The sequence below is a fragment of the Demequina lutea genome, assembly GCF_013409005.1.
Lineage (GTDB): Bacteria > Actinomycetota > Actinomycetes > Actinomycetales > Demequinaceae > Demequina > Demequina lutea.
The window spans coordinates 293,638-318,061 of record NZ_JACBZO010000001.1 but is presented as its reverse complement, the minus strand read 5'-3'; the positions used below and the strand labels follow the sequence as shown (position 1 = coordinate 318,061).

The window sequence follows — 24,424 nt, the reverse complement described above, 5'->3', positions numbered from 1 at the left end:
TCGTCTCAGTGAGGTTCGGTCTCTCGCCGATGCCGTTCCTCGCACGGCTCTGTAGCTCAGTTGGTAGAGCGCACGACTGAAACTCGTGAGGTCACGGGATCGACGCCCGTCGGAGCCACCTCGTCTACGCGGATCGAAGATCCGTTCTACCCCGGTGCAAAGTCCCGTCATTTGCCATTTCCGCGTGGCCTCCAACGACTTTGGAGAGTGCCTTCGTGCGCGGCGGGGATGGCTTCGCCCAGACAACGTCGGACTGCCCCACGACGGTCGGCGCCGCCGCGTGCGGCAATACCGACGAATAGGGGGCGCGCGTCACGACGGCGGCGGCGTCGAGCCGTGATGCGGCAGCAAGTATCTGGGCCCGGTTCGTGAGGGACCGAGCCCGCGGGAGGTCCGACGGAGTTCATCGGCGAAAGACGCGATCTCGACTCTCGAGCCACCCCGACTCGTCGGCACCGGATTCCGTCCCTGGTTGTGCCACACGGTGACTCCGGTCCGCGGGCGCGACCACTCCGCGCGCCATGGGCGCGCTCATCGAACCCGGCCAGGGCCGGCCCGCCACCGATCCTCGACGGAGGGGCTAACCCTGGGGCGCACTCTCGGACGGGGAGTCCGTGGAGACAGCCGCTACGGCATTGGCACCGAGATACAGGCGAGCGACCTCTGGGTCGGTGAGCAACTGCTCTCCCGTTCCCGTGAGGGCGACCCTGCCCGCTTCGAGCACAGCCGCATGATGCGCGACCGCGAGCCCCGAGCGCGCATTCTGCTCGACGAGCAGCACGCTCCTGCCGTCGGCCGCGAGTTGCGTGATGCTCTCGAAGACCGACTTGCGTGCCTTCGGGTCGAGGCCGATCGACGGCTCATCCAGCAGGATCAAGGCGGGGTCAAGCATGAGCGAGCGAGCAAGCTCGACCTGCTTCTGCTCGCCGCCAGAGAGCGATCCCGCAGCCGCATTCTTCCGCTCCGCAACGATCGGGAACAGCGTCGAGACCTGCTCCATTCGGCTGCGAATGAGCGCCTGGTCCTTGAGGATGAAGGCACCCATCACCACGTTCTCCCACACGGACATCCCTGGAAACAGGCTGCGGTCTTGCGGCACATGGACGACGCCACGATCAAGCCGCTCCCGCGAGGAGAGCCGACTGATGTCTTCGCCGCGAAACAGCACTTGACCATCCTCGGGACGGAGCAAACCGCTGATGGTCTTGAGCACCGTGGACTTCCCCGCGCCGTTTGGGCCGATGAGGCACACGATCGTGCCGGTCGGCACGGTGAGGTCGACGCCCTTGAGGATCAGACCGGCGCCATAGCCAGCCGTGACGCCCTTGAGTCGGAGAATCGTCGACTCATCGCCCCCTGAAGCCGCGGCGGAGTCCGCAACGATCTCTGCCATGGTGATTGCTCCATCCATCTCAGGCACCGAGGTACGCGTCGAGAACTAGGGGATTGGACTGAACGTCCGCGGGCTTCCCTGTCGCGATCGGTGCTCCGTTGTCGAGCACGATCACCGGGTCGCACAGCCGCATCACGAGTTGCATGTCGTGCTCGACGATGAGGAAGGTGACACCCTCCGCATGGCGCGCCCGAACATGTCGCTCCATCGTGTCGATCATGACGGGGTTCACGCCGGCAGTGGGCTCGTCAAGCAGGACCAACTTCGGACTGCTCATGAGCACGGCCGCGAACTCAAGCAGCTTGCGCTGACCGTAGGAGAGGTCGGCGGCCCGCAGGTCGGCGAGCGCATCGAGCCGAAACTCCTCGAGCATCTCGTTCGCCGCCGCCCGATCGCTCTTCGACACCCGCATTCCGAATAGGTCGCCCCAACTGAAGCCGGAGGCCACCACGAGGTTCTCGCGCACCGACAGCTCAGGGAAGATCCTGGCCTGCTGGAAGGTGCGGGAGAGTCCCGAGCGGTACAGCTTGGCAGGGTTCGGCTTCGCCACGTCGTGGCCGTTGAACCGCATCGTGCCTGCGTCCGCCTTGAGATATCCCGTAATCATGTTGAAGGCGGTTGTCTTGCCCGATCCGTTCGGACCGATCAGTGCGGTGATGGTGCCCTTCTCGACCGAGAAGGAGCAGTTGTCGACCGCGGTGACTCCGCCGAATCGCTTGGTCAATCCGGCAACCTCAAGCAACGCGCTCATCGGGCCTCCCCCACTTTCGCCGTTCTCGATTCTGTATCGGCGGGCTCGTCCTTCGCCTGAGCAACCCCGGGTGCTAACTGATCCCCAAGTTTTCGCAAGCGCCAGAGTCTTAGCCTCTCGCTGATCGTCGGCAGGATGCCGCGCGGCAGCAGGAGCATGATCGTCAGGAAGATTGCGGCATACGCGAGCAGGTAGAACTGGCTCGCCCCCAACTTATAGGCGAAGATCTGTTGCGCCGGCACGAGGATAAAGGCACCGATGACGGGGCCCCACAGGGTGGCGCGGCCACCGAGGAAGGTCATCAGGACCATTCCGATCGTGATCAGCGGGTCCACGGCGAAGCCCGGGTAGATGAACCCGATGTAGAAGGCCCACACTCCACCAATCATCGCCGTGATGCCGACGCTGACCGCAAACGCGAGCACCTTCACCGGCACCACCTGCACGCCGACACCGTGCGCCTTGTCCTCGTCGGCGCGCACCGCGGAAAGCGAGAGTCCGATCTTGGAGCGCCGGAAGTAGAAGGAGATCCCCATGGCGACCGCGAGCAACGCCAGCATCGCGTAGTAGAACGGCCATGTGTAGGTCTCGATTGGGAACGGAGGAACGGCCACTCCGATGCCCTGCGCGCCGCCGGTGAGCGTCCGCAAGTTGTAGGCGAGGGCCTGCGCGACAAACAGGAGCGTGATCGTGACGATCGCGAAGACGTCGGCTCGAGTGCGCATCGCGATCCAGCCGACCGGCACACTCAGCAGTGCCGCGCCGATTCCGATCAGCGGGAGCACGAAGAACGGCGTGTACCCGTTTCCGACGCTGTCGTGGAAGATCAGGGCGACCGAGTAGGCGCCGACTCCGAAGAACGCCGCGTGCCCGAGCGATGGATAGCCTGCGTAACCGCCGACGAGGTTCCATGAACTCGCCAATCCCGCGTACATGACCGAGAAGATCAACAGGTTCATGATCCACTGCGGCCCGATCCCGTAGGGAACGGCGAGTAGCAACCCGAAGAAGACCACGGCCCTGATGAGGCCGGCCCGGGTCACAGTGCGCCCCGAGTCTTTGCGCCAAACAGGCCGCGCGGACGGAGCAACAGCACGAGTAGGAGGACCACAAAGAACGTGAAGTCCGACCAGATCGGCGAGGCCAGGGCCGAGACGAGCGCGGTACCGGTACCCATCACGAGAGCCGCGATGATCGAGCCGCCGATGCTCCCGAGACCGCCAAGGACGACGATCGTGAGCAATCTGCTGATGAGGTCATAGTGGCTTCCCGAATTGAATGGCGTGATGATCCCGAACACGGCGCCCGCCGCGGCCGCCGTCGCGGCGCCGAGTCCAAAACCCAACGCCGCGACGACCCGTGAATTGACCCCGAGCAGCTGCGCTGCCATCGGGTTTTGCACCGTTGCGCGGACTGCACGTCCGAACTTGGTGCGTTGGAGCAAGAAATACAGGGCCGCAAGCATTACGAGGGACAGAACGAATGCAAACAGCCGTACCGCGTTCACTTGATAGCCGAGCACTGTCCAACTGAAGTTCTCATAACCCGGCTGGATCGATCGGTACGTCGTGCTGTAGGTCGCGGAAAGCAAGCCTTCCAGACCGAGCGCGACGGCGAACGTGACCAGCAGAGAGAGCTCTGCAGCGTCATCCCGGTGCAGTGGACGCAAGAGCGTCCATTGGATCGCGACTCCGAGCCCGAAGAGCACGGGAGTCGTGATGACGATGGATAGGAACGGATCGATTCCCCAGTTGGTCAGAAGGCTGTAGCTCAGGTACGCGGAGAGCACGACGAGCGCGCCCTGGGCAAGGTTGATGACCTTCATGATTCCGAAGATGAGAGTCTGTCCGCTGGCCATGAGCGCGTACACGCCGCTGGTCAGAATTCCCAGAATGAGTGCCTGGATCAGTGAATGCACGGTGATAGTTCCCTTTTGCCTAGCCGGCCCACGGGGGCTTTGGTGCGACGGGAGCGTGCTGTGCCGAAGCAGCGGGGTAGACGGTGACGAGCTTGCCACCGATCCACTGCTCCAACAGATACTCGCCCTGTGGGACGCCGTACTTGTCCCAGCTGAGGTCCCCGACGAGCGTGGGCCACTTGCCGGAGTGCAGCGTCGAGATGATGGTCGCGTTGTCGATCTTGCCGGTCTTGGCTGCGACCTGCTCGAGCAACATGCCCGCCGAGTACGCCTCGGCCGAGGTCGGGTCGATGCTGTTGGCATCTCCGCCGTACATCGCCGTGTAGGACGCGATGAATGGCGCGCTCGACGGTTGGGTCGATCCCGGGTACCAGTCACCGCTCGAGAAGACACCCTCGGTGTTGGCCGCGCCAACCTTGTCGGGGAATTCCACAGGCGAGTTTGCGCCGTTGGACAGGAACATCCACTTGGGGTTGGACTTCAACTGGATCATTGCCTTGACGATCCCGAAGGCGTCGAGCGATTGCGTACCACCGATCACGACGTCCGGGTGAGTCGCCGCCATGCCCGAAACCACGGGAGTCAGGTCGGCCGTCTCCGAGGGGTAGGTCTGGTCGTAGACGGTCTGAATGCCTGCCGCCTCGAACCGTGCCTGGATGTTCGCCGCGATAGGAGCGGCAAACGGGTCGTCGAGCTTGAGGTACGCCGCCGTCTTGGGCTGCTGGTCTGCGGGCAACGACAGGATGTAGTCCGCGAAGACGTCACCACCGTTCGTTGTTTGGGCCGGCTGCACGAAGAACAGATTGTCGAGCTTCTGCGCGAAGACGCTGGGTCCACCACCCGCGGGCTCGATGAACGAGTAGCCGTAGCGCTTGGCCACGCGTGAGGCCGGGATCGTCAGGAGGCTCGAGAACGGGCCGAGGACGATGTCAACCTTGTCTTGCGTGATCAGGTTCGTGTAGTTGGTGACGACCTGGTCGGGGCTCGATGCGTCATTGACGATCTTGAGCGTGACCTGGCGCCCGAGGATGCCACCCTTCTTGTTGACGTCGGAGGCCCAGAGTTCGTAGCCCCGCTGTGCGGCCTTGCCCGGGTCGGCGAAGTCGCCCGTGAGTGACAGCGAGATTCCGATGGTCAGCGGCGAGGTGTCCGCCGGGGGCCCAGCGGTCGGTGTGCCGGATGTCGAGGCTCCACCGGTCGGTGCGCTGCTGGTGGGTGTGCTGGTCGAGGTCGAGCAGGCCGCCAAGACCATGACCATTGCGGTCGTGAGTCCGAAGGCCCTTAACCAGCGTCGCTTGCCGGACAGAGATTTCCGAGTTGGTAGTTGCATCATTGCTCCTGTATTGGTCGAGAAATCCACCGAAGGTCGCAACGGAGTGCCACCTCTTCGTGACTGTCGCCCTTGTGAGGCTGCAATCGATCGCTACCGCTTCGTGGATACACCCTTTGAGGTTGCAATCGATTGCGCCCACTGTGCACCACGTGCGCCTCCCGTGTCAAGAGACGTGTTCAGGAAATCGCGCGACGCCGTGCCGGCCCCGATGATCCACGCACGACGAGCGCGACCGGGAGCTTGACCGAGACCGCGCTTGATTGACCCGAGGCGATCTGTTCGAGCAAGAGGCGTGCGGCCTCGACTCCCATCTCGAAGTGGGGCGAGCGCACGGTCGTCATCGGGGGCAGAAAGTCCCCCGCAAAGGGCATGTCATTGAACCCGACCACCGAGATGTCACCCGGGCAATCGAGCCCATGCATGCGCAGCGAGTGGTAGGCGCCGAGGGCGAGCAAATCGTTGGCCGCCACGACGGCGGTGAAGCCGTCGACCCCCTGGTCAAGCACCACATCGAGCGCGGATTGTCCCGCATCGATGCTGTAGGACGAGGTCGGAACGACGCGGCCAGCCGCGCCGGTTTGGGAGCACGCCGCCTGGAACGCGCTCTCGCGGATCTCGCTCGTCGAGAATCCGCGCGGCCCCGCCAAATGGAGGATGCGCCGATGTCCGAGTTCACTCAAATGCGCGACTACCTCGTGGATTCCACGCGCATCATCTCCGGTTACAGACGGGAAAGACACCCCGTGCGCCTCGCGATTGACCATGACGGCGAGCACGCCGCGCGCGAGCGCGTCGGCCATGAGCACGTGATCGGTGTGGCCGGTCGCGACGATGAAGCCGTCGACCTGACGCTCCATGAGCGACTCGAACAGCGTCCGCTCGGCGGCGTCCTTGCCATCCGTGTTGACGACAAACGCCGAGAATCCGCGTGGGGCGAGATAGCTGTCGATGCCGCGCACCATGGGCGGAAAGATCGGGTTCATGAGATCGGGCACAATCACGCCGATCGTCATCGACGAGCGCGTCCGCAAACCACGCGCCATGGCGTTTGGCATGTAGCCGAGCTGCTTCGCGGCGCGGCGCACGCGCCGGACGGTCGCGGCGTTGACCTGATTCTCGGTCTTGCCGCTCAGCGCGCGTGACACCGTTCCGGGATGAACCCCCGCCAGTTTCGCGACATCGGCGAGCGTGATGCGATTGCTCATGACTGCGACGATATCAGCCAGCGTTCCTGGGCCAGGGATGAGCCCCGGGCTTGACGCGGATCGCCAAGCAATGAATAATCAACTTCGATCGCAATCGATTGCGGCAATCTTGCCGTGAGGAGGCAGACCAATGACGAATACTGGGCTCGCAAAGATCGGCTGGATTGGCACCGGCCGCATGGGCTTTGCCCTGTCGGTTCGCCTCCTTGAGGCCGGCTACGACGTCGCGGTGTACAACCGCACCAGGTCCAAGGCCGAGCCGCTCGCGGCACTCGGTGCCACCGTCGTCGATCGGCCTGCGGATCTCGCGGACCGCGACGTGGTCTTCATCATGGTGTCCGCGCCGAAGGACCTCCAACAGGTCGTCGAGGGCGACGGCGGCCTGCTCACCGTCGAGAACGTCTCGCCGGGCGTCATCATCGACTCCTCGACCGTGTCGACCGAGGCCTCCGCGAAGATCCGCGCACTCGCGACCGCGCACGGCAGCCACTTCCTCGCCTCCCCCGTGAGCGGCAACCCCGGAGTGATCGCGGCTGGCAAGCTCACCCTTGCCGTGTCCGGCCCGCGCGAAACCTTCGAATCGGTGGAGGCCCTGCTCAACACGCTCGGCCAGGGCGTGACGTGGGTCGGCGACGGTGAGGCCGCGCGGCTCGTCAAGATCGCGCACAACGTCTTCCTTGGCATCGTCACTCAAGCGATGGCCGAGATCACCGTCCTCGTCGAGAAGGGCGGCGTGAGTCGCGAAGCCTTCCTCGCGTTTCTCAACGATTCCGTGATGGGATCGACCTTCACGCGGTACAAAACACCCGCCTTCGTCAACCTCGACTTCACGCCAACCTTCACGATGCCGCTGCTCAAGAAGGACTTCGACCTCGGGCTCGACGCGGCTCGCGAACTCGGCGTCCCGATGCCGATCTCGGAGGCCACCGCCGAACTCGTCTCCGCGGCCGTTGACTCCGGTCATCTCCTGGAGGACTTCGCCGTGCTCCTGCTGGACGAGGCGAGGCGGGCAGGCATCACCCTCGTCTCCGAAGACAAGCACGTCCTCAGCGGACTCGAGGTGTCGCCCAATGTCTGAACTCATTCCACTCTCCGCCCCCGGCCACATGGGCGTCGACTACGAGTCGAGAGTCGACTTCGATCGCCTTCGCGACTACCGCATCACGCGCGCCAAGCAGTCCCTCAACTCGAGCGAGTGCGGCGCCTTTCTGCTCTTTGACTTCTACAACATCCGCTACACGACGCAGACGTGGATCGGCGGCGCGCTCGGCGACAAGATGACGCGTTACGCGTTGCTCACGCGCGACGGCGATCCCATGTTGTGGGACTTCGGCTCTGCGGTGCGCCACCACAAGCTCCACTCGCCGTGGCTCAAGCCCGAGAACAACCGACCGGGCATGCTGGGGATGCGTGGCGCGGTCGCGCCGTCGGCCGGACTCATGGAGTCCGCCGTGCGCGAGATCAAGGCGCTGCTCGTCGAGGCGGGAGTCGCGGACCTCCCGGTCGGCGTCGACATCGTCGAGCCCCCGTTCCTGTTCGAGATGCAACGTCAGGGCCTGAAGGTCGTCGACGCGCAGCAGCTCATGCTCGACGCGCGACAGATCAAGTCGGTCGACGAGATCATGCTCCTCAACCAGGCGGCCGCGATGGTCGACGGCGTCTACCAAGACATCGTCGACGTGCTCAAGCCGGGCATCAGGGAGAACGAGATCGTCGCGCTCGCAAACAAGCGGCTCTACGAGATGGGCTCGGATCAGGTCGAGGCGGTCAACGCCATCTCAGGTGACCGGTGCAACCCGCACCCGCACAACTTCACCGACCGCATCATCCGGCCCGGCGACCAGGCCTTCTTCGACATCATCCACTCGTTCAACGGCTACCGCACCTGCTACTACCGCACCTTCGCGGTCGGCAGTGCCACTGCAAGCCAACGCGACGCCTACACGAAGGCGCGCGAGTGGATGGACGCCGCGATCCAGACCGTGCGCGTCGGAGTCGGCACGGACGACATCGCAAAGGTGTGGCCAAAGGCCACCGACTTCGGCTTCGACAACGAACTCGCGGCCTTCGGCCTGCAGTTCGGCCACGGCCTCGGACTCGGCCTGCACGAGCGGCCCATCATCTCGCGCCTCAATAGCCTCGACAACCCGATCGAGATTCAGTCCGGAATGGTCTTCGCGCTCGAGACCTACTGCCCGGCAAGCGACGGCGTCTCGGCCGCTCGCATCGAAGAGGAAGTCGTCGTGACCGACCAGGGCGTGCACGTCCTGACGAAGTTCCCTGCTCAAGACCTCTTCATCGCCAACGAGTACTAGTTTCGGGGCGTCGATCAGCACACACTCGTGCGTGCCGCGCACGCTACCGACGCCAGGCGGCGACCCCGTTCCGTGATGTGGGCCTCGCGCGTTTGCGCTGACGTACCGATACCAGGTGTACTAGACGTACACACCTAGGAGGAACCATCATGGCCGCAGGCTTCGGCAAGTATGTTGTCAACGCCCTGGTGGCGGCGACCGCTGGTCGCGTCACCGGTATCCTGCGCGGCGAGCTCGAGGACGCGAAGGTGGAGATGCAGACCAAGGCCAAGGGCCTTGGGATTGGCGCCGCCCTCGTTGCCGTCGCGACAACGTTCCTGTTCTTCGCGATCGCCGTGTTCCTGACTGCCGCCGTGCTCGGCCTCGCGCAGGTGTGGCCCGCCTGGTTGGCCGCGCTCGTCGTCGGCGGTACGCTCCTGGTCATCGCAGGGATCTTCATTGCGATCGGTGCCGCCAAGATCAACAAGAACAAGGATCTGCGGCCCGAGCGGGCAATCGCCCACCTGACCAAATTCTTCGCGCGCTGATCACGCTCTTCGCGAGCTACACGAGCTAGGCGAGGTCCGCCTCGGGCGCACCCACCGGCTCGGCGATGCGTGGGTGAGGCCCCTTCCGCGGACTACGGCCAGCCAGCCACACCCCCGCGAGAACGATCACCACGCCCAACGGCTGGTACCAACGCAGGGTCTCCCCCAGCACGAGGATGCCGAGTGTTGTGGCGACCACGGGAACAAGATAGGTGACCGATGCGGCCGTCGTGGCACCCGCCATCTTCACGACGCGCCAGAACATCACGTAGGCGAAGGACGTGCCGAACACTCCCAGGCACAGAAGCCCCCACAGCGCCGAGCCCGAGGGCGAGAATGCCCCTTGTTCGGGCGAACCGCTGAGGAGCGCGACCGGGGCCAGCATCACCGCGGACAGCCCCACCTGGGTCATCGCGAGCGTCTCAGGACGCGCGGAGACCCTGCCAAGCAACCTGCGGGACATCGCCCCTCCCACGCCGTAGAAGGCGGTCGCCGTCAGCATGAGAAGGGTGCCACCGAGCGAGAACTCATGGACGTCCCACGCCCCCACCAACACCGCGATGCCCCCGGCCCCGACGAGAAGCCCCATCAACTGGGCCTTGGTCGTCCGCTCTGCGGGGATGAGTAGCGCCACGAAAACGGCCGTCCACAACGGCGTGGTGGCGTTGAGCAGGCTCGCAAGGATCGAGGTGACCCGTTGCTCGGCCATCGGGATGAGGACCATCGGCACCACGGACATGCCGATCGCAGTCACCGCGATACCCCCCACGGTTCTCCAGCCGAATCGTGGCCACGACCGATAAGCGGCCACGATCGCGACAAGGACCACGGCGCCCACGGTAAGTCGTCCGAAGCCGACCTGGGCCGGAGTGAAACCGCGCAGGGAGATCTTGATGAACAAGAACGAGGAACCCCACCCGAGCGCCGCGATCACGAGCGATGGCAGCCACGCCCGCATGGGCGTCGCGTTGGGGCTCACCTCACGCCCTGCATCGCCTGCGTGGGAGGCAACGCTTGCGCGGGCGCGAGGGAACCGGGATGGGCGGCGACCGCGGCTCGCTCGATCGCCGCAGAGTCACCTCCCGCCTCGAGTGCGAGCATGGCTGCCTTGATCGCCGTCCCCCCGTAGCCGTACGATCCGAGTTTTCCGCCCGCGCTGACCACCCGGTGACAAGGAACGAAGGGCGCGACCGCATTGTGCGAGCACGCCGTGCCGACCGCCCGCATCGCGCGTGGACTGCCGGCGGCCTCGGCGAGTTCCTTGTAGGACAGCGGCTCGCCCGCAGGTAGGTGCCGAAGCGTCTCCCACACCTTCTGGAAGAACGGCCCACCCGCTTGCGCTACTGGTACCGACGCGAGCGCATCGCCATCACCGGCAAGCCACCTCTTGACGGCGGAGTCCACGGCGGGCAGTGCAGCGTCGATCCAGCCGCAGCCTTGCCACGGCGGCGCAAGTTGGGCCGCGATGTCGCCGACGCCGCGGAAGCCCGACGCACGCACGGTGCCATCGGCACTGGCGAGGACGTGGAGCACGCCGAAAGGCGTCCCATACGAGGCATGAAGGAGCGGCTCTTGCATGGCGCAAGGCTACGCCCACGGCCCGACATCTGCGATGGTCCACGGGCTCAGCGAGTGGCACCTCTATGGGCACGGCCCCCACCCAAGTCGGGGACCGCGACAAACGCCAAAACTCTGCGGAGTGGGCCTATTCCTGCGCGTCTAGGAGCAGAGCACGAACCTCTAGCTCACGGAAGCGACGGTGGCCGCCCAGGGTGCGAATGGAGGAGAGCTTCCCAACCTTGGCCCAACGGGTCACGGTCTTGGGGTCGACGCGGAAGATTGCGGCGACCTCGCTTGGGGTGAGCAACTTCTCCGGGTCTTGGAGAGTATCAGCCATCATGTTTATCCCTCAATTGTGCCAAGAGCCCTGCGGGCTTTGTTGCACCATGAGACCCTCCAGCCGGGCGATTATGACGCGGTTCGCAGGAAATATTTCCACTTTGTACTGATGCGGCGTGGTTCACGAGTGGTGTGGCGGACGTTGTACAGTATGCACAGGACTCGAGGTCGAGGGCCGCGTAACCGCGTGCCCTCAGTCGCAGAAGGGACGGGCGACCATGGGGCGCGGCCGTCAAAAGGCGAAAGACGCAAAGATCGCGCGTCAGATCAAGTACACGAGCCACAGCGGAGATATCCGCGAGTTGGAACGTGAGCTGATCGGCGGCGCTCCTGCGCACACCCCTCCGCCCGCCGCGGCAGTCGAAGTAGACGTAGAAGACGACTTCTATGATCGCTGGGCCGAAGAAGAGGACGACGACTAGTCGCAAGACATCCGCGTCGCCCGCACGGTCCCGCCTTCACGGTCCCGCACCGGTGCCCGCGTGTTGCACGAAAGTCACGGACCTGTTGGGGGCAGCCCCAAAGTAGCAGGCATCTCGCGACCGAACGTCACTACACTCGTGACTTCGTAAGGGTGCCGGGCAACACCACGGCACCATTCGGCTCCGAGTTGCCCCGGTACGCCATGTCGCACATCTCGCTGTGGAGAACCGCCTCTGGCTCCCCGCGAACTGATCTGATGGACCTGTGCGCGCGGTGGAGATACTTGCGGACCTCGGCGGGGTGGCCGAGGCGGGCACGCTGCGCCGGTTCGGGGTCACGGCCGCCCACATCAACGCCGCGTGCGCTTCCGGTGAGGTCTATCGAGTGCGGCGCGGGGCGTACGCACTGACCAACGCCGATCCCGTCCGTGTCGCCGAGCTTTCGTGGCACGGAGTGTCAACGTGCATCACCGCGGCCGAACACCGAGGGTTGCCTGTGCTTGACAGAGACGACCGCATCCACCTCCGCGTCGACCACGCTCGGTCACAAGGCGGCCGTAACCTCTCGCTCCCGCGGCACGTCGTTCGCCATCCTTCGGCCGGTACCGCGCGGCGGCTCGGAGTGATCGAGGTGATTGACGACTCCGCGCGCTGCATCGACCGCGCCGCCCAGCTGGTGCTCTTGGATGCGGCGCTGAACCGCAAGCTCATCGTTCCGGGCGACATCACGGGCCTCGCACTTGGGAGCGCTCGCAGACGCGCATGGTTGTCGAGCCATGCGGATGGTCGGGCACAGAGTCCGCTCGAGACCCTGGCACGAGTAGCCCTCATCGGTGCCCGGATCCCCTTCGACCTTCAGGCTCAGATTCCCACCGTGGGCCGCGTCGACATTCTCGTCGATGGCCGAGTGATAGTCGAGATCGATGGACGCGGCTATCACGAAGACCCTGCCGCATTCACGAACGATAGGCGTCGCGACCGCGCGGCAGTGGCGAGCGGTTTCACCGTGCTGCGATTCACCGCAGCCGACGTCCGAGACGGCGGAGCGGTCGCGGTCGAGGCCGTGCGGGCAGCTCTCAGGGCGCCGCTGCGACCACCATCGTGGGGGCGCGTTCGTGATGGTGGACGCGCGCTTCGATGACGAAGTCACGGGTATGGCCACCGACCCTGCGCGTTACCAGGGAACATGAGGGCACTCGCACCGTGATCCGTGACTTGTGCCGAATCGCCGGGCCAAACGACTAGGAACGACACCCTTGGGGGCACGACTTCGGGTGAAGAGCCCGAGGCGCCTACGCGCTGTAGTTCCCCGTGAGGTAGACAGCGCCGCCGTGCACGCCCTTAGCGCCCCTGATGACGTCGGGGGAAGCCATTCGCCCGTCGTCGATCACCACTTCACCCAGCGCCCATGCAGGCACACCCGCCGCCTTGCAGGCCGCCATCAGCGCGTTCGCGTCCTCAGCGGTAACGAGCGCAACCATGCCTACTCCCATGTTGAGCGTCGACTCGAGGTCGTTCCACGGCACGCCGCCCGCGGCCTGAACCACAGAGAAGATGGCGGGCAGTTCCCACGCGTCTCGTGCCACGTACGCGGCCAGTCCGGTGGGCATCACGCGTGCGACGTTTGCCGCGAGTCCCCCGCCGGTGACGTGCGAGAAGGCATGGAGGCCCGGCACCGTCGCCGCGAGGTCCACGCACAACTTGGAGTAGATGCGCGTCGGTTCGAGCAGTTCGGCGCCCACCGAGCGGCCAAGGTCTGGTAGTTGCGTCTCGAGGGCCCAGCCCGCGTGAGCCACGACGCTACGCACGAGTGAGTAGCCATTCGAGTGCAGCCCCGATGCGGCCATCGCCACGACGACGTCGCCCTCACGCACGCGTTCGGGGCCCAGCAGGGCATCGGCCTCCACCACGCCAATCGCGGCGCCGGCAACGTCGTAGTCGTCGGGGTCCATGACGCCTGGGTGTTCGGCGGTTTCGCCGCCGACGAGCGCGACACCCGCCATTTCGCAGCCCATCGCGATTCCGCGCACGATGTCGGCGATGCGCTCGGGAACTACCTTGCCGCAAGCGATGTAGTCGGTCATGACGAGCGGCTTGGCGCCGCACACGACGATGTCGTCGACCACCATGGCGACCAGGTCTTGACCGATCGTGTCGTGCACACCCATCTGGCGCGCGATGACGATCTTGGTTCCCACGCCGTCTGTGCTCGAGGCGAGCAGCGGGCGGCGGTACGCCTTCAGCGCGGACGCATCGAATAGCCCGGCAAACGCGCCGATGCCGCCCAGCACCTCGGGCCCGTGGGTGCGAGCGACCGCGTCCTTCATGAGTTCGACGGCCTTGTCGCCCGCGTGGGTGTCGACACCCGCGTCGGCGTAGGTGATGCGCGCCGCTGCTGGCCGCACGCCCTGCGCCTCTTTCCCCGCCGCGCCCGTCACTTGGCCACCTGAGTCATCAGGAGGTGGCGCGCGTCGACGGGCGTGTCCATGGGGTATTGGCCCGTGAAGCAAGCGGTGCAGAGGCGGTCCTCGGCCTGTTGGGTCGCCGCGACCATGCCCTCAAGCGAGATGTGGCCGAGCGAGTCGGCGCCGATCTGTTGGCGCAACTCCTCGACGCTCTTGCCCACCGACGCAAGCTCGTCGCGCGTGGGGAAGTCGATCCCATAGAAGCACGGCCATTGGACGGGCGGCGCCGAGATGCGCACGTGGACCTCGGTGGCTCCCGCCTCGCGCAGCATCGCGATGATCGCGTGCTGCGTGTTGCCGCGCACGATCGTGTCGTCGACCACAATGATGCGCTTGCCCGCGATGACCTCACGCAACGGGTTCAGTTTGAGCCTGATGCCAAGTTGGCGCAGGGTCTGCGACGGCTGGATGAACGTGCGCCCCACGTAGGCGTTCTTGGTCAGGCCCTGGGCGAAGGGGATTCCCGATGCTTGGGCGTAACCGACGGCGGCGGGCGTACCCGACTCGGGGACGGGGATGACCATGTCGGCCTCGACCGGGTGCTCGCGAGCAAGCGTGCGACCCATCTCGAGTCGCGCCGCCTGAATCGATCGGCCCGCGATCGAGGTGTCCGGCCTTGCCAGGTACACGTATTCGAAGATGCAGCCGTGCGGATCCGCCTTGGCAAAGCGCTCGGAATGCACGCCGTCTGCGTCGATCGTGAGGAACTCCCCAGGCTCGACCTCGCGTTCGAAGACCGCGCCCACAATGTCGAGCGCGGGAATCTCGGAGGCAACCACCCAGCCGCCGGAGGGCAGCGCGCCGAGCACGAGGGGGCGGACGCCATGGGGATCGCGCGCCGCATACAGCGCGTGCTCGTCCATGAACACGAAGGAGTAAGCGCCCTTGAGGTGCGGAAGCAGCTCGAGCGCCGTCTCGGCGAGCGTGTCGAACTCGTCAGAGCCGAGCAGGGCCGTGACGATCGCGGTGTCGGTGCACTTGCCACCCTTGAGGTCGACGCGCTTGGGGTAACCCTCGCGCTCGATCAACAGGTCGATGAGTTCCTGGGTGTTGGTCAGATTGCCGTTGTGGCCCAAGGCGACCGTGCCGTGCGCCGTCGGCCCCAACGTCGGCTGGGCGTTTGCCCACGTCGATGCGCCGGTGGTCGAGTACCGGGTGTGCCCCACCGCGATGTGGCCCTGAAGCGCCTCGAGGGCGCCCTCGTCGAACACCTGGGAGACGAGACCCATGTCCTTGAAGACGAGGATCTTCTTGCCGTCCGATGCGGCGATCCCGGCGGACTCCTGTCCACGATGCTGGAGCGCGTACAGGCCAAAGTAGGCGAGCTTGGCGACCTCTTCTTGTGGCCCATAGACGCCGAAGACGCCACAGGCGTCCTGCGGGCCCCTCTCGCCTGGCAGGAGGTCATGGCTCAACCGTCCGTCACCGCGAGCCATCGCCGGCCCCTTCGTCGTCGCTGGTCGCCGGGACGGCGCTGTCTTCTGCCGTGCGGGGCTCGGGTACTACGCCAAACATGGGCGCCCAGTCCGTCTCGATGTCGTGGCGTTGCCTGTCGGCCGAACGTCCGGACGTGTACTCCATGATGGCCGCCTGGGAACCTGAGATCAGGCCGCCCGCGAGTGCACCAGCTAGTGCGACAAGCAGCCCCGCCGCGGCGCGGCCCACGCCGGTACCCGCAGGAAGAAGCACACCGGCGATGAGGCCAACAATCGCGCCGATGCCAATTCCGGTGATGATGAACCGTTCGGTGCGGGGAGCTCTGCGATAGGTCGCCGGAATAGCGTGCTCTGGCACGTCGATGGGGGTGGGCTCCGGACCTTCGCTCACAAGGAGAGTCTAGGCGGTGGTGAGCCCGCGCCGGTGCGTTCCGGCGCGGGACCGACTTTTGACCCTTTGTCGAGCCGGCCCGAAGGCCGCGAACGCAGCACCGCTGGAGCGCGCAGCAGGTCGTTCCACACTCACACGAGCAGCAACGCCCCCGCATCGGCTGTTCAGGCGCCCCACCCTCGCCATGCGGGCACCCACGACTCAGGTGCCCGCCTGCCGCATCTTCAAGGCGCTAGGCCATGAGGAGCGATGGGCATCGGCCAGAATCGGCCACCCAGCCTCGGTTGGCTGTGATCTGCCCTCGGTCGGTCCCGACAACTACCCCTTGACGCTGCCCGCAAGGAGGCCCTTGACGAAGTACCGCTGAAGCGCGAGGAACACGATGATCGGGATGATGATCGTGAGGAAGCCAGCGGGCGCGAGCAGGTCTAAGTGCGCGCCATAACTGCCCACGAGACTCTGCATGCGCGCCGTCACAGGTTGCTGCGCCGGATCCGAACTACCAAAGGTCTTCGCAACCAAGAGATCGTTCCACACCCAGAGGAACTGGAAGATGCCGAATGACACGATGGCCGGCATGGATAGCGGAAGAACAATCGACCGGAAAATTCTCAGATGCGCGGCACCGTCCACACGCGCCGCCTCAATGAGAGGAGTCGGTATTTGCGCGATGAAGTTATGGAGGAGGAAAATCGCAAGCGGAAGCGAGAACATGGTGTGTGAGAGCCAGATCTGGGCGAGCGTTCCGTTTATCCCCGGCGAAGGCAAGACCGTGACGCCAAAGAAATGTAGTCCGTGAACGTAATACTGTTGCAGAGGGACCAATGCCATCTGCAACGGCACCACCTGGAGGGCGAAAATGCCGAAGAAGATTGCGTCACTGCCACGGAATCTCATCCACGCCAGCGAGTAAGCCGCCAACGACGCGATGAAAATCGGAATGATCGTGGCGGGAATGGTGATCGCGAGCGAGTTCACTAGCGGCATCGTGAACCCGCCGTTGGCGGTCAACACCTCTTTGTAATTCCCCAGGCTAAAGCTCGGGTGGACGAAGAACTGCCACCAGCCCGTGGTGGCGGCGTCCTCCCCGGAACGGAAGGAGTTCACGAAGAGGCCCAACGTGGGAATGGTCCATACGATGGCAATAACGACGATCGTGGCGGTGGCGATCGTCGAACTGAATGCCTGCCTGATGGCCGAGGAAGCCGCCTTGCCGTGAAGCTTGCCGTCGGACCTCTCGGATGCGATGGGGGGCGTGGTGGATGTCATCTCTCTGTCCGCTCCCTGCGTAGTTGGCGAATATTGAAGTACATCATCGGGAGTACCACAATAAAGAGAATGACCGCCAGGGCACTCCCCCTGCTGACCTGACTGGTGACAAACATGTCCGCATACATTTGGCGCGCAAGCACATCGGTGTTGAAGTTACCGTTGGTCATGGTGAAGACAATGTCGAATACCTTGAGTGTAGTAATCATGACGGTCGTCAACACCACGATGACGGTATTTCGAATCATCGGGATTTGGACAGTGCGGAAGAGGCTGAATCCATTCGCGCCATCCAGCCGCGCCGACTCGATGATTTCATCCGGGATGGACTGCAACGCGGCGCCTAGCACTACCATGGCAAATCCGACCTGAATCCAGATCATGATGATCATGAGTAGGAAAGTGTTCACCGGTACGCTCGTAATCCAGTTGGGCGGATTGCTCCACCCCAGCTTCATCACCACCTCGCTCAACAGGCCGGTTTGAGTCTGCGACGGCGCCACATAACTGTAGACGTATTTCCAGATCACCGATGCGCCCACAAAGCTAATCGCGGTCGGAAGAAAGATCAGCGTCTTGAGCAGGTTATTGTGCTTGACCCTGTCAAGCAGCAACGCCGCCGCCAGCCCAATGATCACGGTGATGGAAGGAACCACAATAAGCCACACAAAGCTACGTAGAATAGTTTGCAGAGTGTAGGGGTCGGTCAGCGCGTACTTGTAATTCTCAAGACCGATGTACTTGGTGTTGGGTTGTCCCAAGAACTGTTGATTCTTCAAACTGTTGTTGATCGTGGTGAGTGCCGGGATGATCAATCCCAGGAGCAGCAGAAACAACGCTGGCCCTAGGGCGATAACAATCGCCACCGGCCTTTGGAACCTACCGGTCACGCGGCCCGCAATAAAGAAGACGACCCCCAGGATGGCGACAAAGCCCGCCACCGCCACGATCACCCCAAAGAGCGTGCTCGCGGCGTCGCCGACGACGGAGGACGCCATGAGGGGCCTCATGGTGACACCTGTATCTAGAAGTATGGCTGGCACGGAGGCCCCCTTATGAGTGCAATGTGCGGTGACGAGCGACCGCTGCTGACCGAGTGGTGCTTGCTCCTCGGCCCCGGTCCGAAACGGACCGGGGCCGAGGATCAGCGATAGAGGCTAGCTAGTGGGCCAGGAGGCGTCGATTTCTTTAGCGACGTCTGCAGCCGACTTGCCGCCGAACCAGTCCACCATGCCCTTCCAGAAGGTGCCTGAACCGACAGCAGCTGGCATCGCGTCGGAGGCGTCGAAACGGAACGTCGCCGTCGGATCTGCCAGGTACTTAGCGGAGATCTTGTCGATCGGGTCGGTATAGAGGGTCTGGTCAACCTTCTCGTTGGCCGATACCCATCCCGGGGCAACCGCGATGCGGCTGTCTGCCCACTCCGGGCTGGACAGGTAGTTCTGCACCGCCTGCGTCGCCGGATCGTCAGCGAACGCGGTGACGAACTCGCCGCCGCCCTCGACCGGGTTCGAGATGGACGGGTCTACTGCCGGCAACTTGAAGGCGAACACGTCGCCGTTCTCGCTGACATCGGTGCCCTTGGGCCACTGGGCCTCGTAGAAGGACGCCTGCTGTAGCATCCCGCACTCGTTCTTCAGGATGGGTAGCCCAGCATCTTGGAAGGTCGTGGTCGCGACCGTCTGGACGTTGCCGTAGCCGCCGTTGACCCACGCGGGGTTGAGCATCCAGTCAGCGACAGTCTTCATCGCAGCCTGGATCTTGGGGTCAGAGAATGTCACCTTGTGGCTGATCCAGTCGTCGTAGACCTGGCCGCCATAGGTGCCGAGTACGGCCTCCTCAAGCCAGTCCGTCGCGGGCCAGCCCGTCGCGGTGCCGGAGCCGATTCCACCGCACCACGGCTTCGCCACACCGGTCATGTTGGTCGCCATCTTGGCGGACAGCGTCATCATGTCCGCCCAGGTGGTGGGCACGGTGTAGCCGTTGGCGGCGAAGTACTTGGGTGAGTACCACACCAGGGACTTCATGTTGGAGCTCATGGGGGCGGCATAGAACTTTCCATCGACGCTCCCATAGCTCTTCCACGCGTCGTTCCAGTTGCCCTCGTTCGTGACCGTCTGTGCCGGCGGGTCCTTCACGGTGCCCGTCGCCACCATCTGCGCGAGCAGCCCCGGCTGGGGGATGATCGCGAGGCCGGGGGCGTTGCCGCCGTTCACCTTGACAGGCAGGTCAGATTCGAACGTGTTTGAGCCTGTGTATTGGATCGTGATGCCAGTGCACTTCTCGAAATCGGCCCACGATGTAGCAAGCGAATCCGATTCGGGACTCAAAATGGATCCGAACATGGTGACAGTCGATCCGCTGTGTCCGGCATACGCCTGGAACTGAGCGCAGTCACCACTTAGCGTGGGCGCGGCTGCGTTGCTACTACTAGTCGTGGTGCTGGAACCCGTGTTACTGGAACACCCACTCATCGCGATCAAGGTGGCGGTCGTTGCCGCCGCCGCGATCCATCGAGTCTTCTTCATCGATCATCCTTCCGTTACAACGGCGGAGGAGCGCACAGGCTTACAAACACGCAAGCCAAGAACAGGAGCACTTCTTCGTGCTCCCCTCGCCGGCGCCGCCATCATTGGCAGGCCTGGTTGGTGTGGGTAATGCTTTTTCAAACGATACAACACACAAAGTGACAATTGTGCTTCAGACCACTGCTACACACCTAAGTGAGAAGTCCGTGATTTCCACCATAAACAGGCACTAGGCGCGTTGCAAGCCCTAGCGCGCCGCCAAGGGCGTCCGCTCGCTCATCGATAACGTTATCGTTACCGCAATGCAACCGTTTACAGTGCGCGTGCGACGCCCTCCCCCGGCGATCTCGGCACAACTCCCACCAGGCTGGTGGCTCGATTTGTACCGACATCTGCGCCCAAAGTTTCGCGAATGGCTCGATCCGTACCACCCCCTCCCCCAAATCACGGCAAATGGCTCGATCCGTACCATCCGCGCTCCCAAAACACGGCAAATGGCTTGTTCTATACCGGCGCGTCTAGAGCGGCAGATACGCCGCAAGATCGGCGCGCTCGCCCGAGGCAAGGACGCGACCGCTCGCCACAGCATCGGCCCATGTGAGGGCACCCGTCGCGAGAGACAACCACGTGTCCGCGTCGGTCTCGACGACCGCCGGGGGAGTACCGCGACGGTGCGAGGTTCCCTCGATGCACTGCACGGCGCCAAAGGGAGGGACACGAACCTCCACGCTGCCACCGGGCGCGCGAGCCTCGAGTTGCTGGAGGGTGAACCTCACCGCCGTCGCCAGAACGGGCCGCGCGGCGGGGGCGCCCGATGGGTCGATCGCGGCGGCCACTGCCGCCCGGCCAGCGGCGGAGTCGATGCGTTTCGCCATGGCTTCAGTGTGCCTTGACGGAGGCGTAGCGGGCAGTACCTACGCGAAGTGTGCGGGAAGCAGTGCTTCCCAGGTGTCACGCAGCGTCGCAAGCGGTAGCGTGAACTGACCCTGCAACTCGATCACAGGCTCCTCCTGAGTCACGCCGATGCGGGCGAATGGCACTCCGCGCGCCGTCAACATGTCGGCCCAACGGGGCTCCTCCGTGCGCGGGACCGCCACGAGCACGCGGCCCTGCGACTCGCTCAGCCAAGCCTGCGCGGGCGTGACGCCATCGCGGGCAACGACCTCGTCGAGCACGATTCGCGCGCCGACGCCATAGCGCAGCGCACCCATCGCCACCGCAGTCGCGAGGCCGCCCTCGGTGACCTCGCGGGCCGCGTCGGTCAGGCCGTCGCGCGAAGCGGAGACCATGACCTCGGCCAGCACCTTCTCGGCCTCGAAGTCGACGGCGGGCGGGAGCCCGCCGAGGTGGCCCGCCACCTGAGCGAAGACGGAGCCATCGAGTTCGGCTCGCGTCGCGCCCACGAGGTACAGCGACTGACCCACCTCGCGCCAGCCCGCGGGCGTGGCCCGGCGGACGTCGTCGAACACGCCCAGGATGCCCACGATCGGGGTCGGATTGATCGACGAGTCGATCTGCCCTGGCTTGCCAGTCCCGTTGTAGAGCGACACGTTGCCGCCGGTGACGGGCACGCCCAACGCGAGGCAGGCATCGGCGATGCCGCGCACCGCCTCCGCGAACTGCCACATCGAGTCGGGGTCCTCGGGCGAGCCGAAGTTGAGCCCGTCGGTGACGGCGCGCGGCTCTGCCCCGGCGATCGCGACCGCGCGGTACGCGGCCACGACGGCCTGCTCTGCACCGGCGTACGGGTCGAGCTTGGTGTAGCGATCATTGGAGCGAGTGGCAATGGCGACGCCGCGGCCCGTCACCTCGTCGACGCGGACCACGCCCACCACGTCGGGCCGCGCCATCGCGGTGTTGCCCTGGACGTAGCGGTCGTATTGGCTGGTCACCCAGCCGCGCGCCGCGAGCGCGGGCGAGCCGAGCATCTCGAGCGTCGTCGCCAGAAGGGCGTCGCCGTCGGCCGGCATCGGGAGGGACGCCGACGTGTCCGCCTGCAGGCCGTCCATCCACGCTGGACGCGCGTAGGGGCGGTTGTACGTGGGGCCCTCATGGGCCACCGTGCGCGGGTCGACGTCGACGATGCGCTGGCCGTGGTGATCGATCGTGAGGCGGCCGGAGTCGTTGACCTCGCCCACCACGGAGGACTCGATCTCCCACTTGCCGGTGATCGCCATGAACGCGTCGAGCTTCTCGGGCGTGACGACGGCCATCATGCGTTCCTGGGATTCGGACATGAGGATCTCGCCTGCATTGAGCGACGGGTCACGCAGCAGCACGTCGTCGAGCCACACGTGCATTCCGCCGGAGCCGTTGGACGCGAGCTCGCTGGTCGCGCAGGAAATCCCTGCCGCGCCCAGGTCCTGGATGCCCTGCACCACATCGGCCGCGAACAGCTCGAGGCAGCACTCGATGAGCACCTTCTCCATGAAGGGGTCGCCCACCTGGACGGAGGGGCGCTTGGCGGGCACGCCGCCCTCGAAGGTTTCCGAGGCGAGGATCGACGCGCCGCCGATGCCGTCGCCACCCGTGCGCGCGCCGAAGAGCACGACCTTGTTGCCCACGCCCTCGGCGCTGGCCAAGTGGATGTCCTCGTGCTTCATGACGCCCACGCATAGGGCGTTGACCAGGGGGTTTCCTTGGAACGACGCATCGAAGGAGCAGCCTCCGCCGATGTTGGGCAGGCCGAGCGAGTTGCCGTAGCCCCCCACTCCCGCGACCACGCCGTGAACCACGCGCTGGGTGTCGGGGTGGTCGATTGCGCCGAACCGCAACTCGTCCATGACCGCCACGGGGCGCGCGCCCATCGCGAGGATGTCGCGCACGATGCCGCCCACACCGGTCGCGGCACCCTGATACGGCTCCACATAAGAGGGGTGGTTGTGGCTCTCGACCTTGAAGGTCACGGCCCAGTTGTCGCCGATGTCCACGACGCCGGCGTTCTCGCCGATGCCGACCATGAGGTGCTTCTTCATGGCCTCGGTGGTCTTGTCGCCGAATTGGCGCAGGTGCACCTTTGACGACTTGTAGGAGCAATGCTCGGACCACATCACGGAGTACATCGCGAGCTCGGCGGCCGTGGGGCGGCGGTCCAGGAGGTCCACAATTTGCTCGTACTCGTCGGCCTTCAGGCCGAGCGCGGCGAAGGGCATCTCCTGGGTTGCGGTCGTCTGGGCGTGCTCGACCGTGTCAAGGTGCGTGCCCGCCGAAGCTGCGGCGGGCGATCCCGCCGGACTTGCGTCGGGCGAGGCTGCGGAGGCGGGGCTGGCGGCGGGCGCGTCGGTCATGCGGGTCCCTACGTGGACGGGGAAGGAGGCTGCCCCCAGCCTACCGGCGCTCGGCCTCGCGCACGGCGTCGCGTCGCCTCCCACCGGCTGCCGCGCCGCGTTGCCGTACCGCCCCTGACACCGGAGGGGCTCGGCGGACGGCGAGGCGCGCGAGACACGCCGCATGAGGACGCCAGCAGATGTCAGGGACGGTACGCCGTTGACGTCACACGCGACGCGGGGCCCGAACGGGCGGGACGCGGCCCCCGCAACCGGACCGAGGGGTGCGTGCGCGGCCAAACCCCCGTGCGCCGCGAGATGTGGCACTCTGCTGCGATGGACATGAGCGACTGGGACGCGCGCGTCGCCGCGTGGTACGAGGCCGGCTTCGACGAGTCGCGCCCCGAGGAGTCCGTTGCGGGCATGCGCGACCTCTTAGCGGGGCACCCCGAAGCGGGCCCCCTCGCCACCTTCGAGCTCGCCGGTGTTTACGACTCTTTGGGCCTCGAGACCGACGCCGTTCCGCTCTACAAGCAGGCGTTGGCGGAGGGGCTCGACGACACCCATGCCACGCGTGCGCGCATTCAGTTGGCGAGCACGCTGCGCAATCTGGGCGAGACGGACGAGGCGCTTGCGCTCCTCAGTGTGCCGAGCGACTCGGGTTACGACGCCGCGCGTCGGGCCTTCCTTGCCCTCGCGCTCCACAGCGCGGGCCGCCACGATGAGGCGCTCAGACAGGTTCTCGAGGCTCTCATCCCCACGCTCCCCCGCTATCACAGGTCCCTGACCGGCTATGCGGCGGAACTGACCGAAACGGAAAACTGACTCTGCGCGAAGGCGGCGGCGCCGGTGCCGTCAGGCGGCGGCGAGGTACCCAGCAAGGGCATCTTGCGCGTCGCGGAGCAAGTTCTCCCAGCCCAGGCCCGGCGCGCGGACGTTGAGCCGCTCGGAGTCTTCCCACGAGTAGGCCTCGACCCCAACCACACGACCAATGATGAGACCGAAGTTGTCCATCGTGTTTGACCCCAGCATCACCTCTGCGGACCCCGAGATCCACAACACGTGGGTAAAGCCGGGAACGCGCGAGGTTCCGCAATCGAGGATGATGGCGCGGGGGCCCACCGGGATCCGCTCGCACTTGCCGAGCGCTTCACCCGGGTTGCGGTCCGGAAGCCCGTCAATTTCATCGTGAGCCGCGGGCGCGTATCGTGACGCGCCCTCGCCGAGCCGGTGGGTCAGCGTGTGAAGCGCGGCCGTATCGATCGTGCCTTCGCCTCGCGTGACCATCCGACACTCCCTTTTGCCC

At 65.1% G+C, this 24,424-nt stretch carries 24 protein-coding genes and 1 tRNA gene; 7 read left to right on the top strand and 18 right to left on the bottom strand.

Annotated elements, in window-relative coordinates; all coding sequences use genetic code 11:
* Window positions 1-45: 45 nt before the first annotated feature.
* Window positions 46-118 (top strand) — tRNA-Phe (locus tag BKA03_RS01580).
* Window positions 119-580: 462 nt separating this feature from the next.
* Here the strand turns inward: BKA03_RS01580 and BKA03_RS01575 are convergent.
* From BKA03_RS01575 to BKA03_RS01550, 6 genes are all read right to left on the bottom strand, one after another.
* On the bottom strand, window positions 581-1,393 hold the full coding sequence (locus BKA03_RS01575; protein WP_062074819.1) for an ABC transporter ATP-binding protein: 813 nt from the start codon (window positions 1,391-1,393) through the stop codon (window positions 581-583).
* 19 nt (window positions 1,394-1,412) lie between these two features.
* Window positions 1,413-2,144 (bottom strand): ABC transporter ATP-binding protein, encoded by a 732-nt coding sequence (locus BKA03_RS01570; protein WP_062074820.1) that lies wholly within the window; start codon window positions 2,142-2,144, stop codon window positions 1,413-1,415.
* Window positions 2,141-3,187 carry a branched-chain amino acid ABC transporter permease gene (locus BKA03_RS01565; RefSeq protein ID WP_062074821.1) on the bottom strand — a complete coding sequence of 349 codons (1,047 nt, stop codon included), beginning with the start codon at window positions 3,185-3,187 and terminating at the stop codon, window positions 2,141-2,143. Before BKA03_RS01565 ends, BKA03_RS01570 begins: the two co-directional genes overlap by 4 nt.
* Entirely contained in the window at window positions 3,184-4,062 is an 879-nt protein-coding gene (locus BKA03_RS01560) for a branched-chain amino acid ABC transporter permease (RefSeq protein ID WP_062074822.1), read from the bottom strand. Before BKA03_RS01560 ends, BKA03_RS01565 begins: the two co-directional genes overlap by 4 nt.
* Window positions 4,063-4,081: 19 nt before the next feature.
* Window positions 4,082-5,395, bottom strand: a complete 1,314-nt coding sequence (locus tag BKA03_RS01555) for an amino acid ABC transporter substrate-binding protein (RefSeq protein WP_083971436.1) — start codon at window positions 5,393-5,395, stop codon at window positions 4,082-4,084.
* 176 nt (window positions 5,396-5,571) lie between these two features.
* Window positions 5,572-6,600: a LacI family DNA-binding transcriptional regulator gene (locus BKA03_RS01550; protein ID WP_062074824.1), complete on the bottom strand. Its 1,029-nt coding sequence runs from the start codon at window positions 6,598-6,600 to the stop codon at window positions 5,572-5,574.
* A 130-nt stretch (window positions 6,601-6,730) separates the two neighbouring features.
* Between BKA03_RS01550 and BKA03_RS01545 the strand changes: the two genes are divergently transcribed.
* The 3 genes from BKA03_RS01545 (at window position 6,731) to BKA03_RS01535 (ending at window position 9,442) form a co-directional block, all read left to right on the top strand.
* On the top strand, window positions 6,731-7,678 hold the full coding sequence (locus BKA03_RS01545) for an NAD(P)-dependent oxidoreductase (RefSeq protein WP_062074825.1): 948 nt from the start codon (window positions 6,731-6,733) through the stop codon (window positions 7,676-7,678).
* The gene (locus BKA03_RS01540) at window positions 7,671-8,915 is read left to right on the top strand and encodes a M24 family metallopeptidase (protein WP_062074826.1); all 1,245 of its coding nucleotides are present in this window, start codon (window positions 7,671-7,673) and stop codon (window positions 8,913-8,915) included. Before BKA03_RS01545 ends, BKA03_RS01540 begins: the two co-directional genes overlap by 8 nt.
* A gap of 149 nt (window positions 8,916-9,064) precedes the next feature.
* Complete coding sequence (locus BKA03_RS01535) at window positions 9,065-9,442, top strand: phage holin family protein (protein WP_062074827.1); 378 nt, start codon at window positions 9,065-9,067, stop codon at window positions 9,440-9,442.
* Window positions 9,443-9,467: 25 nt separating this feature from the next.
* Here BKA03_RS01535 and BKA03_RS01530 read toward each other — a convergent pair whose 3' ends face one another.
* From BKA03_RS01530 to BKA03_RS01520, 3 genes are all read right to left on the bottom strand, one after another.
* Window positions 9,468-10,421, bottom strand: a complete 954-nt coding sequence (locus BKA03_RS01530; protein WP_152649510.1) for a DMT family transporter — start codon at window positions 10,419-10,421, stop codon at window positions 9,468-9,470.
* A complete protein-coding gene (locus BKA03_RS01525) occupies window positions 10,418-11,020 on the bottom strand; it encodes a methylated-DNA--[protein]-cysteine S-methyltransferase (protein ID WP_062074829.1) in 603 nt (200 codons plus the stop codon). The genes BKA03_RS01530 and BKA03_RS01525 overlap by 4 nt, the downstream gene beginning before the upstream one ends.
* 127 nt (window positions 11,021-11,147) lie before the next feature.
* The gene (locus tag BKA03_RS01520) at window positions 11,148-11,339 is read right to left on the bottom strand and encodes a BldC family transcriptional regulator (RefSeq protein ID WP_062074942.1); all 192 of its coding nucleotides are present in this window, start codon (window positions 11,337-11,339) and stop codon (window positions 11,148-11,150) included.
* Between the two features lie 220 nt (window positions 11,340-11,559).
* On the opposite strand from BKA03_RS01520, the gene BKA03_RS01515 reads away from it, so the two are divergent.
* Together BKA03_RS01515 and BKA03_RS15490 are read left to right on the top strand one after the other, a co-directional pair.
* Window positions 11,560-11,763 carry a DUF3073 family protein gene (locus BKA03_RS01515; protein ID WP_062074830.1) on the top strand — a complete coding sequence of 68 codons (204 nt, stop codon included), beginning with the start codon at window positions 11,560-11,562 and terminating at the stop codon, window positions 11,761-11,763.
* Window positions 11,764-12,028: 265 nt separating this feature from the next.
* A complete protein-coding gene (locus BKA03_RS15490) occupies window positions 12,029-12,904 on the top strand; it encodes a type IV toxin-antitoxin system AbiEi family antitoxin domain-containing protein (protein WP_062074831.1) in 876 nt (291 codons plus the stop codon).
* Between the two features lie 151 nt (window positions 12,905-13,055).
* Here BKA03_RS15490 and purM read toward each other — a convergent pair whose 3' ends face one another.
* From purM to purL, 8 genes are all read right to left on the bottom strand, one after another.
* Window positions 13,056-14,201 carry a phosphoribosylformylglycinamidine cyclo-ligase gene (purM, locus tag BKA03_RS01505; RefSeq protein WP_238579400.1) on the bottom strand — a complete coding sequence of 382 codons (1,146 nt, stop codon included), beginning with the start codon at window positions 14,199-14,201 and terminating at the stop codon, window positions 13,056-13,058.
* Entirely contained in the window at window positions 14,198-15,664 is a 1,467-nt protein-coding gene (gene purF, locus BKA03_RS01500; RefSeq protein WP_062074832.1) for an amidophosphoribosyltransferase, read from the bottom strand. Before purF ends, purM begins: the two co-directional genes overlap by 4 nt.
* Window positions 15,651-16,055, bottom strand: coding sequence for a hypothetical protein (locus BKA03_RS01495; RefSeq protein WP_062074833.1), 405 nt, complete (start codon window positions 16,053-16,055; stop codon window positions 15,651-15,653). Before BKA03_RS01495 ends, purF begins: the two co-directional genes overlap by 14 nt.
* A 318-nt stretch (window positions 16,056-16,373) precedes the next feature.
* Window positions 16,374-17,324: a carbohydrate ABC transporter permease gene (locus BKA03_RS01490; RefSeq protein WP_062074834.1), complete on the bottom strand. Its 951-nt coding sequence runs from the start codon at window positions 17,322-17,324 to the stop codon at window positions 16,374-16,376.
* Window positions 17,321-18,334 carry a carbohydrate ABC transporter permease gene (locus BKA03_RS01485; protein ID WP_062074835.1) on the bottom strand — a complete coding sequence of 338 codons (1,014 nt, stop codon included), beginning with the start codon at window positions 18,332-18,334 and terminating at the stop codon, window positions 17,321-17,323. Before BKA03_RS01485 ends, BKA03_RS01490 begins: the two co-directional genes overlap by 4 nt.
* A gap of 147 nt (window positions 18,335-18,481) precedes the next feature.
* A complete protein-coding gene (locus BKA03_RS01480; protein ID WP_218855973.1) occupies window positions 18,482-19,669 on the bottom strand; it encodes an ABC transporter substrate-binding protein in 1,188 nt (395 codons plus the stop codon).
* Between the two features lie 701 nt (window positions 19,670-20,370).
* On the bottom strand, window positions 20,371-20,727 hold the full coding sequence (locus BKA03_RS01475) for a sterol carrier family protein (RefSeq protein WP_062074837.1): 357 nt from the start codon (window positions 20,725-20,727) through the stop codon (window positions 20,371-20,373).
* A 39-nt stretch (window positions 20,728-20,766) separates the two neighbouring features.
* On the bottom strand, window positions 20,767-23,139 hold the full coding sequence (purL, locus tag BKA03_RS01470) for a phosphoribosylformylglycinamidine synthase subunit PurL (protein ID WP_062074838.1): 2,373 nt from the start codon (window positions 23,137-23,139) through the stop codon (window positions 20,767-20,769).
* 315 nt (window positions 23,140-23,454) lie between these two features.
* Here purL and BKA03_RS01465 point away from each other — a divergent pair, with 315 nt between their 5' ends.
* Window positions 23,455-23,943, top strand: a complete 489-nt coding sequence (locus BKA03_RS01465) for a tetratricopeptide repeat protein (RefSeq protein ID WP_062074839.1) — start codon at window positions 23,455-23,457, stop codon at window positions 23,941-23,943.
* 30 nt (window positions 23,944-23,973) lie between these two features.
* Here the strand turns inward: BKA03_RS01465 and BKA03_RS01460 are convergent, their stop codons facing one another.
* The gene (locus BKA03_RS01460; protein ID WP_062074840.1) at window positions 23,974-24,405 is read right to left on the bottom strand and encodes a hypothetical protein; all 432 of its coding nucleotides are present in this window, start codon (window positions 24,403-24,405) and stop codon (window positions 23,974-23,976) included.
* Between the last annotated feature and the right edge of the window lie 19 nt (window positions 24,406-24,424).

What these genes read in the sequence shown, in the direction of transcription:
- BKA03_RS01550 (WP_062074824.1), bottom strand. Translation starts at nt 6,600, where the DNA reads ATGAGCAATCGCATCACGCTCGCCGATGTCGCGAAACTGGCGGGGGTT.
- BKA03_RS01570 (WP_062074820.1), bottom strand. Translation starts at nt 2,144, where the DNA reads ATGAGCGCGTTGCTTGAGGTTGCCGGATTGACCAAGCGATTCGGCGGA.
- BKA03_RS01535 (WP_062074827.1), top strand. Translation starts at nt 9,065, where the DNA reads ATGGCCGCAGGCTTCGGCAAGTATGTTGTCAACGCCCTGGTGGCGGCG.
- BKA03_RS01525 (WP_062074829.1), bottom strand. Translation starts at nt 11,020, where the DNA reads ATGCAAGAGCCGCTCCTTCATGCCTCGTATGGGACGCCTTTCGGCGTG.
- BKA03_RS01485 (WP_062074835.1), bottom strand. Translation starts at nt 18,334, where the DNA reads ATGAGGCCCCTCATGGCGTCCTCCGTCGTCGGCGACGCCGCGAGCACG.
- BKA03_RS01540 (WP_062074826.1), top strand. Translation starts at nt 7,671, where the DNA reads ATGTCTGAACTCATTCCACTCTCCGCCCCCGGCCACATGGGCGTCGAC.
- BKA03_RS01480 (WP_218855973.1), bottom strand. Translation starts at nt 19,669, where the DNA reads ATGTTCGGATCCATTTTGAGTCCCGAATCGGATTCGCTTGCTACATCG.
- purL (WP_062074838.1), bottom strand. Translation starts at nt 23,139, where the DNA reads ATGACCGACGCGCCCGCCGCCAGCCCCGCCTCCGCAGCCTCGCCCGAC.
- BKA03_RS01545 (WP_062074825.1), top strand. Translation starts at nt 6,731, where the DNA reads ATGACGAATACTGGGCTCGCAAAGATCGGCTGGATTGGCACCGGCCGC.
- BKA03_RS01520 (WP_062074942.1), bottom strand. Translation starts at nt 11,339, where the DNA reads ATGGCTGATACTCTCCAAGACCCGGAGAAGTTGCTCACCCCAAGCGAG.
- BKA03_RS01475 (WP_062074837.1), bottom strand. Translation starts at nt 20,727, where the DNA reads ATGGCGAAACGCATCGACTCCGCCGCTGGCCGGGCGGCAGTGGCCGCC.
- purF (WP_062074832.1), bottom strand. Translation starts at nt 15,664, where the DNA reads ATGGCTCGCGGTGACGGACGGTTGAGCCATGACCTCCTGCCAGGCGAG.
- BKA03_RS01515 (WP_062074830.1), top strand. Translation starts at nt 11,560, where the DNA reads ATGGGGCGCGGCCGTCAAAAGGCGAAAGACGCAAAGATCGCGCGTCAG.
- BKA03_RS01555 (WP_083971436.1), bottom strand. Translation starts at nt 5,395, where the DNA reads ATGATGCAACTACCAACTCGGAAATCTCTGTCCGGCAAGCGACGCTGG.
- BKA03_RS01465 (WP_062074839.1), top strand. Translation starts at nt 23,455, where the DNA reads ATGGACATGAGCGACTGGGACGCGCGCGTCGCCGCGTGGTACGAGGCC.
- BKA03_RS01460 (WP_062074840.1), bottom strand. Translation starts at nt 24,405, where the DNA reads ATGGTCACGCGAGGCGAAGGCACGATCGATACGGCCGCGCTTCACACG.
- BKA03_RS01575 (WP_062074819.1), bottom strand. Translation starts at nt 1,393, where the DNA reads ATGGCAGAGATCGTTGCGGACTCCGCCGCGGCTTCAGGGGGCGATGAG.
- BKA03_RS01490 (WP_062074834.1), bottom strand. Translation starts at nt 17,324, where the DNA reads ATGACATCCACCACGCCCCCCATCGCATCCGAGAGGTCCGACGGCAAG.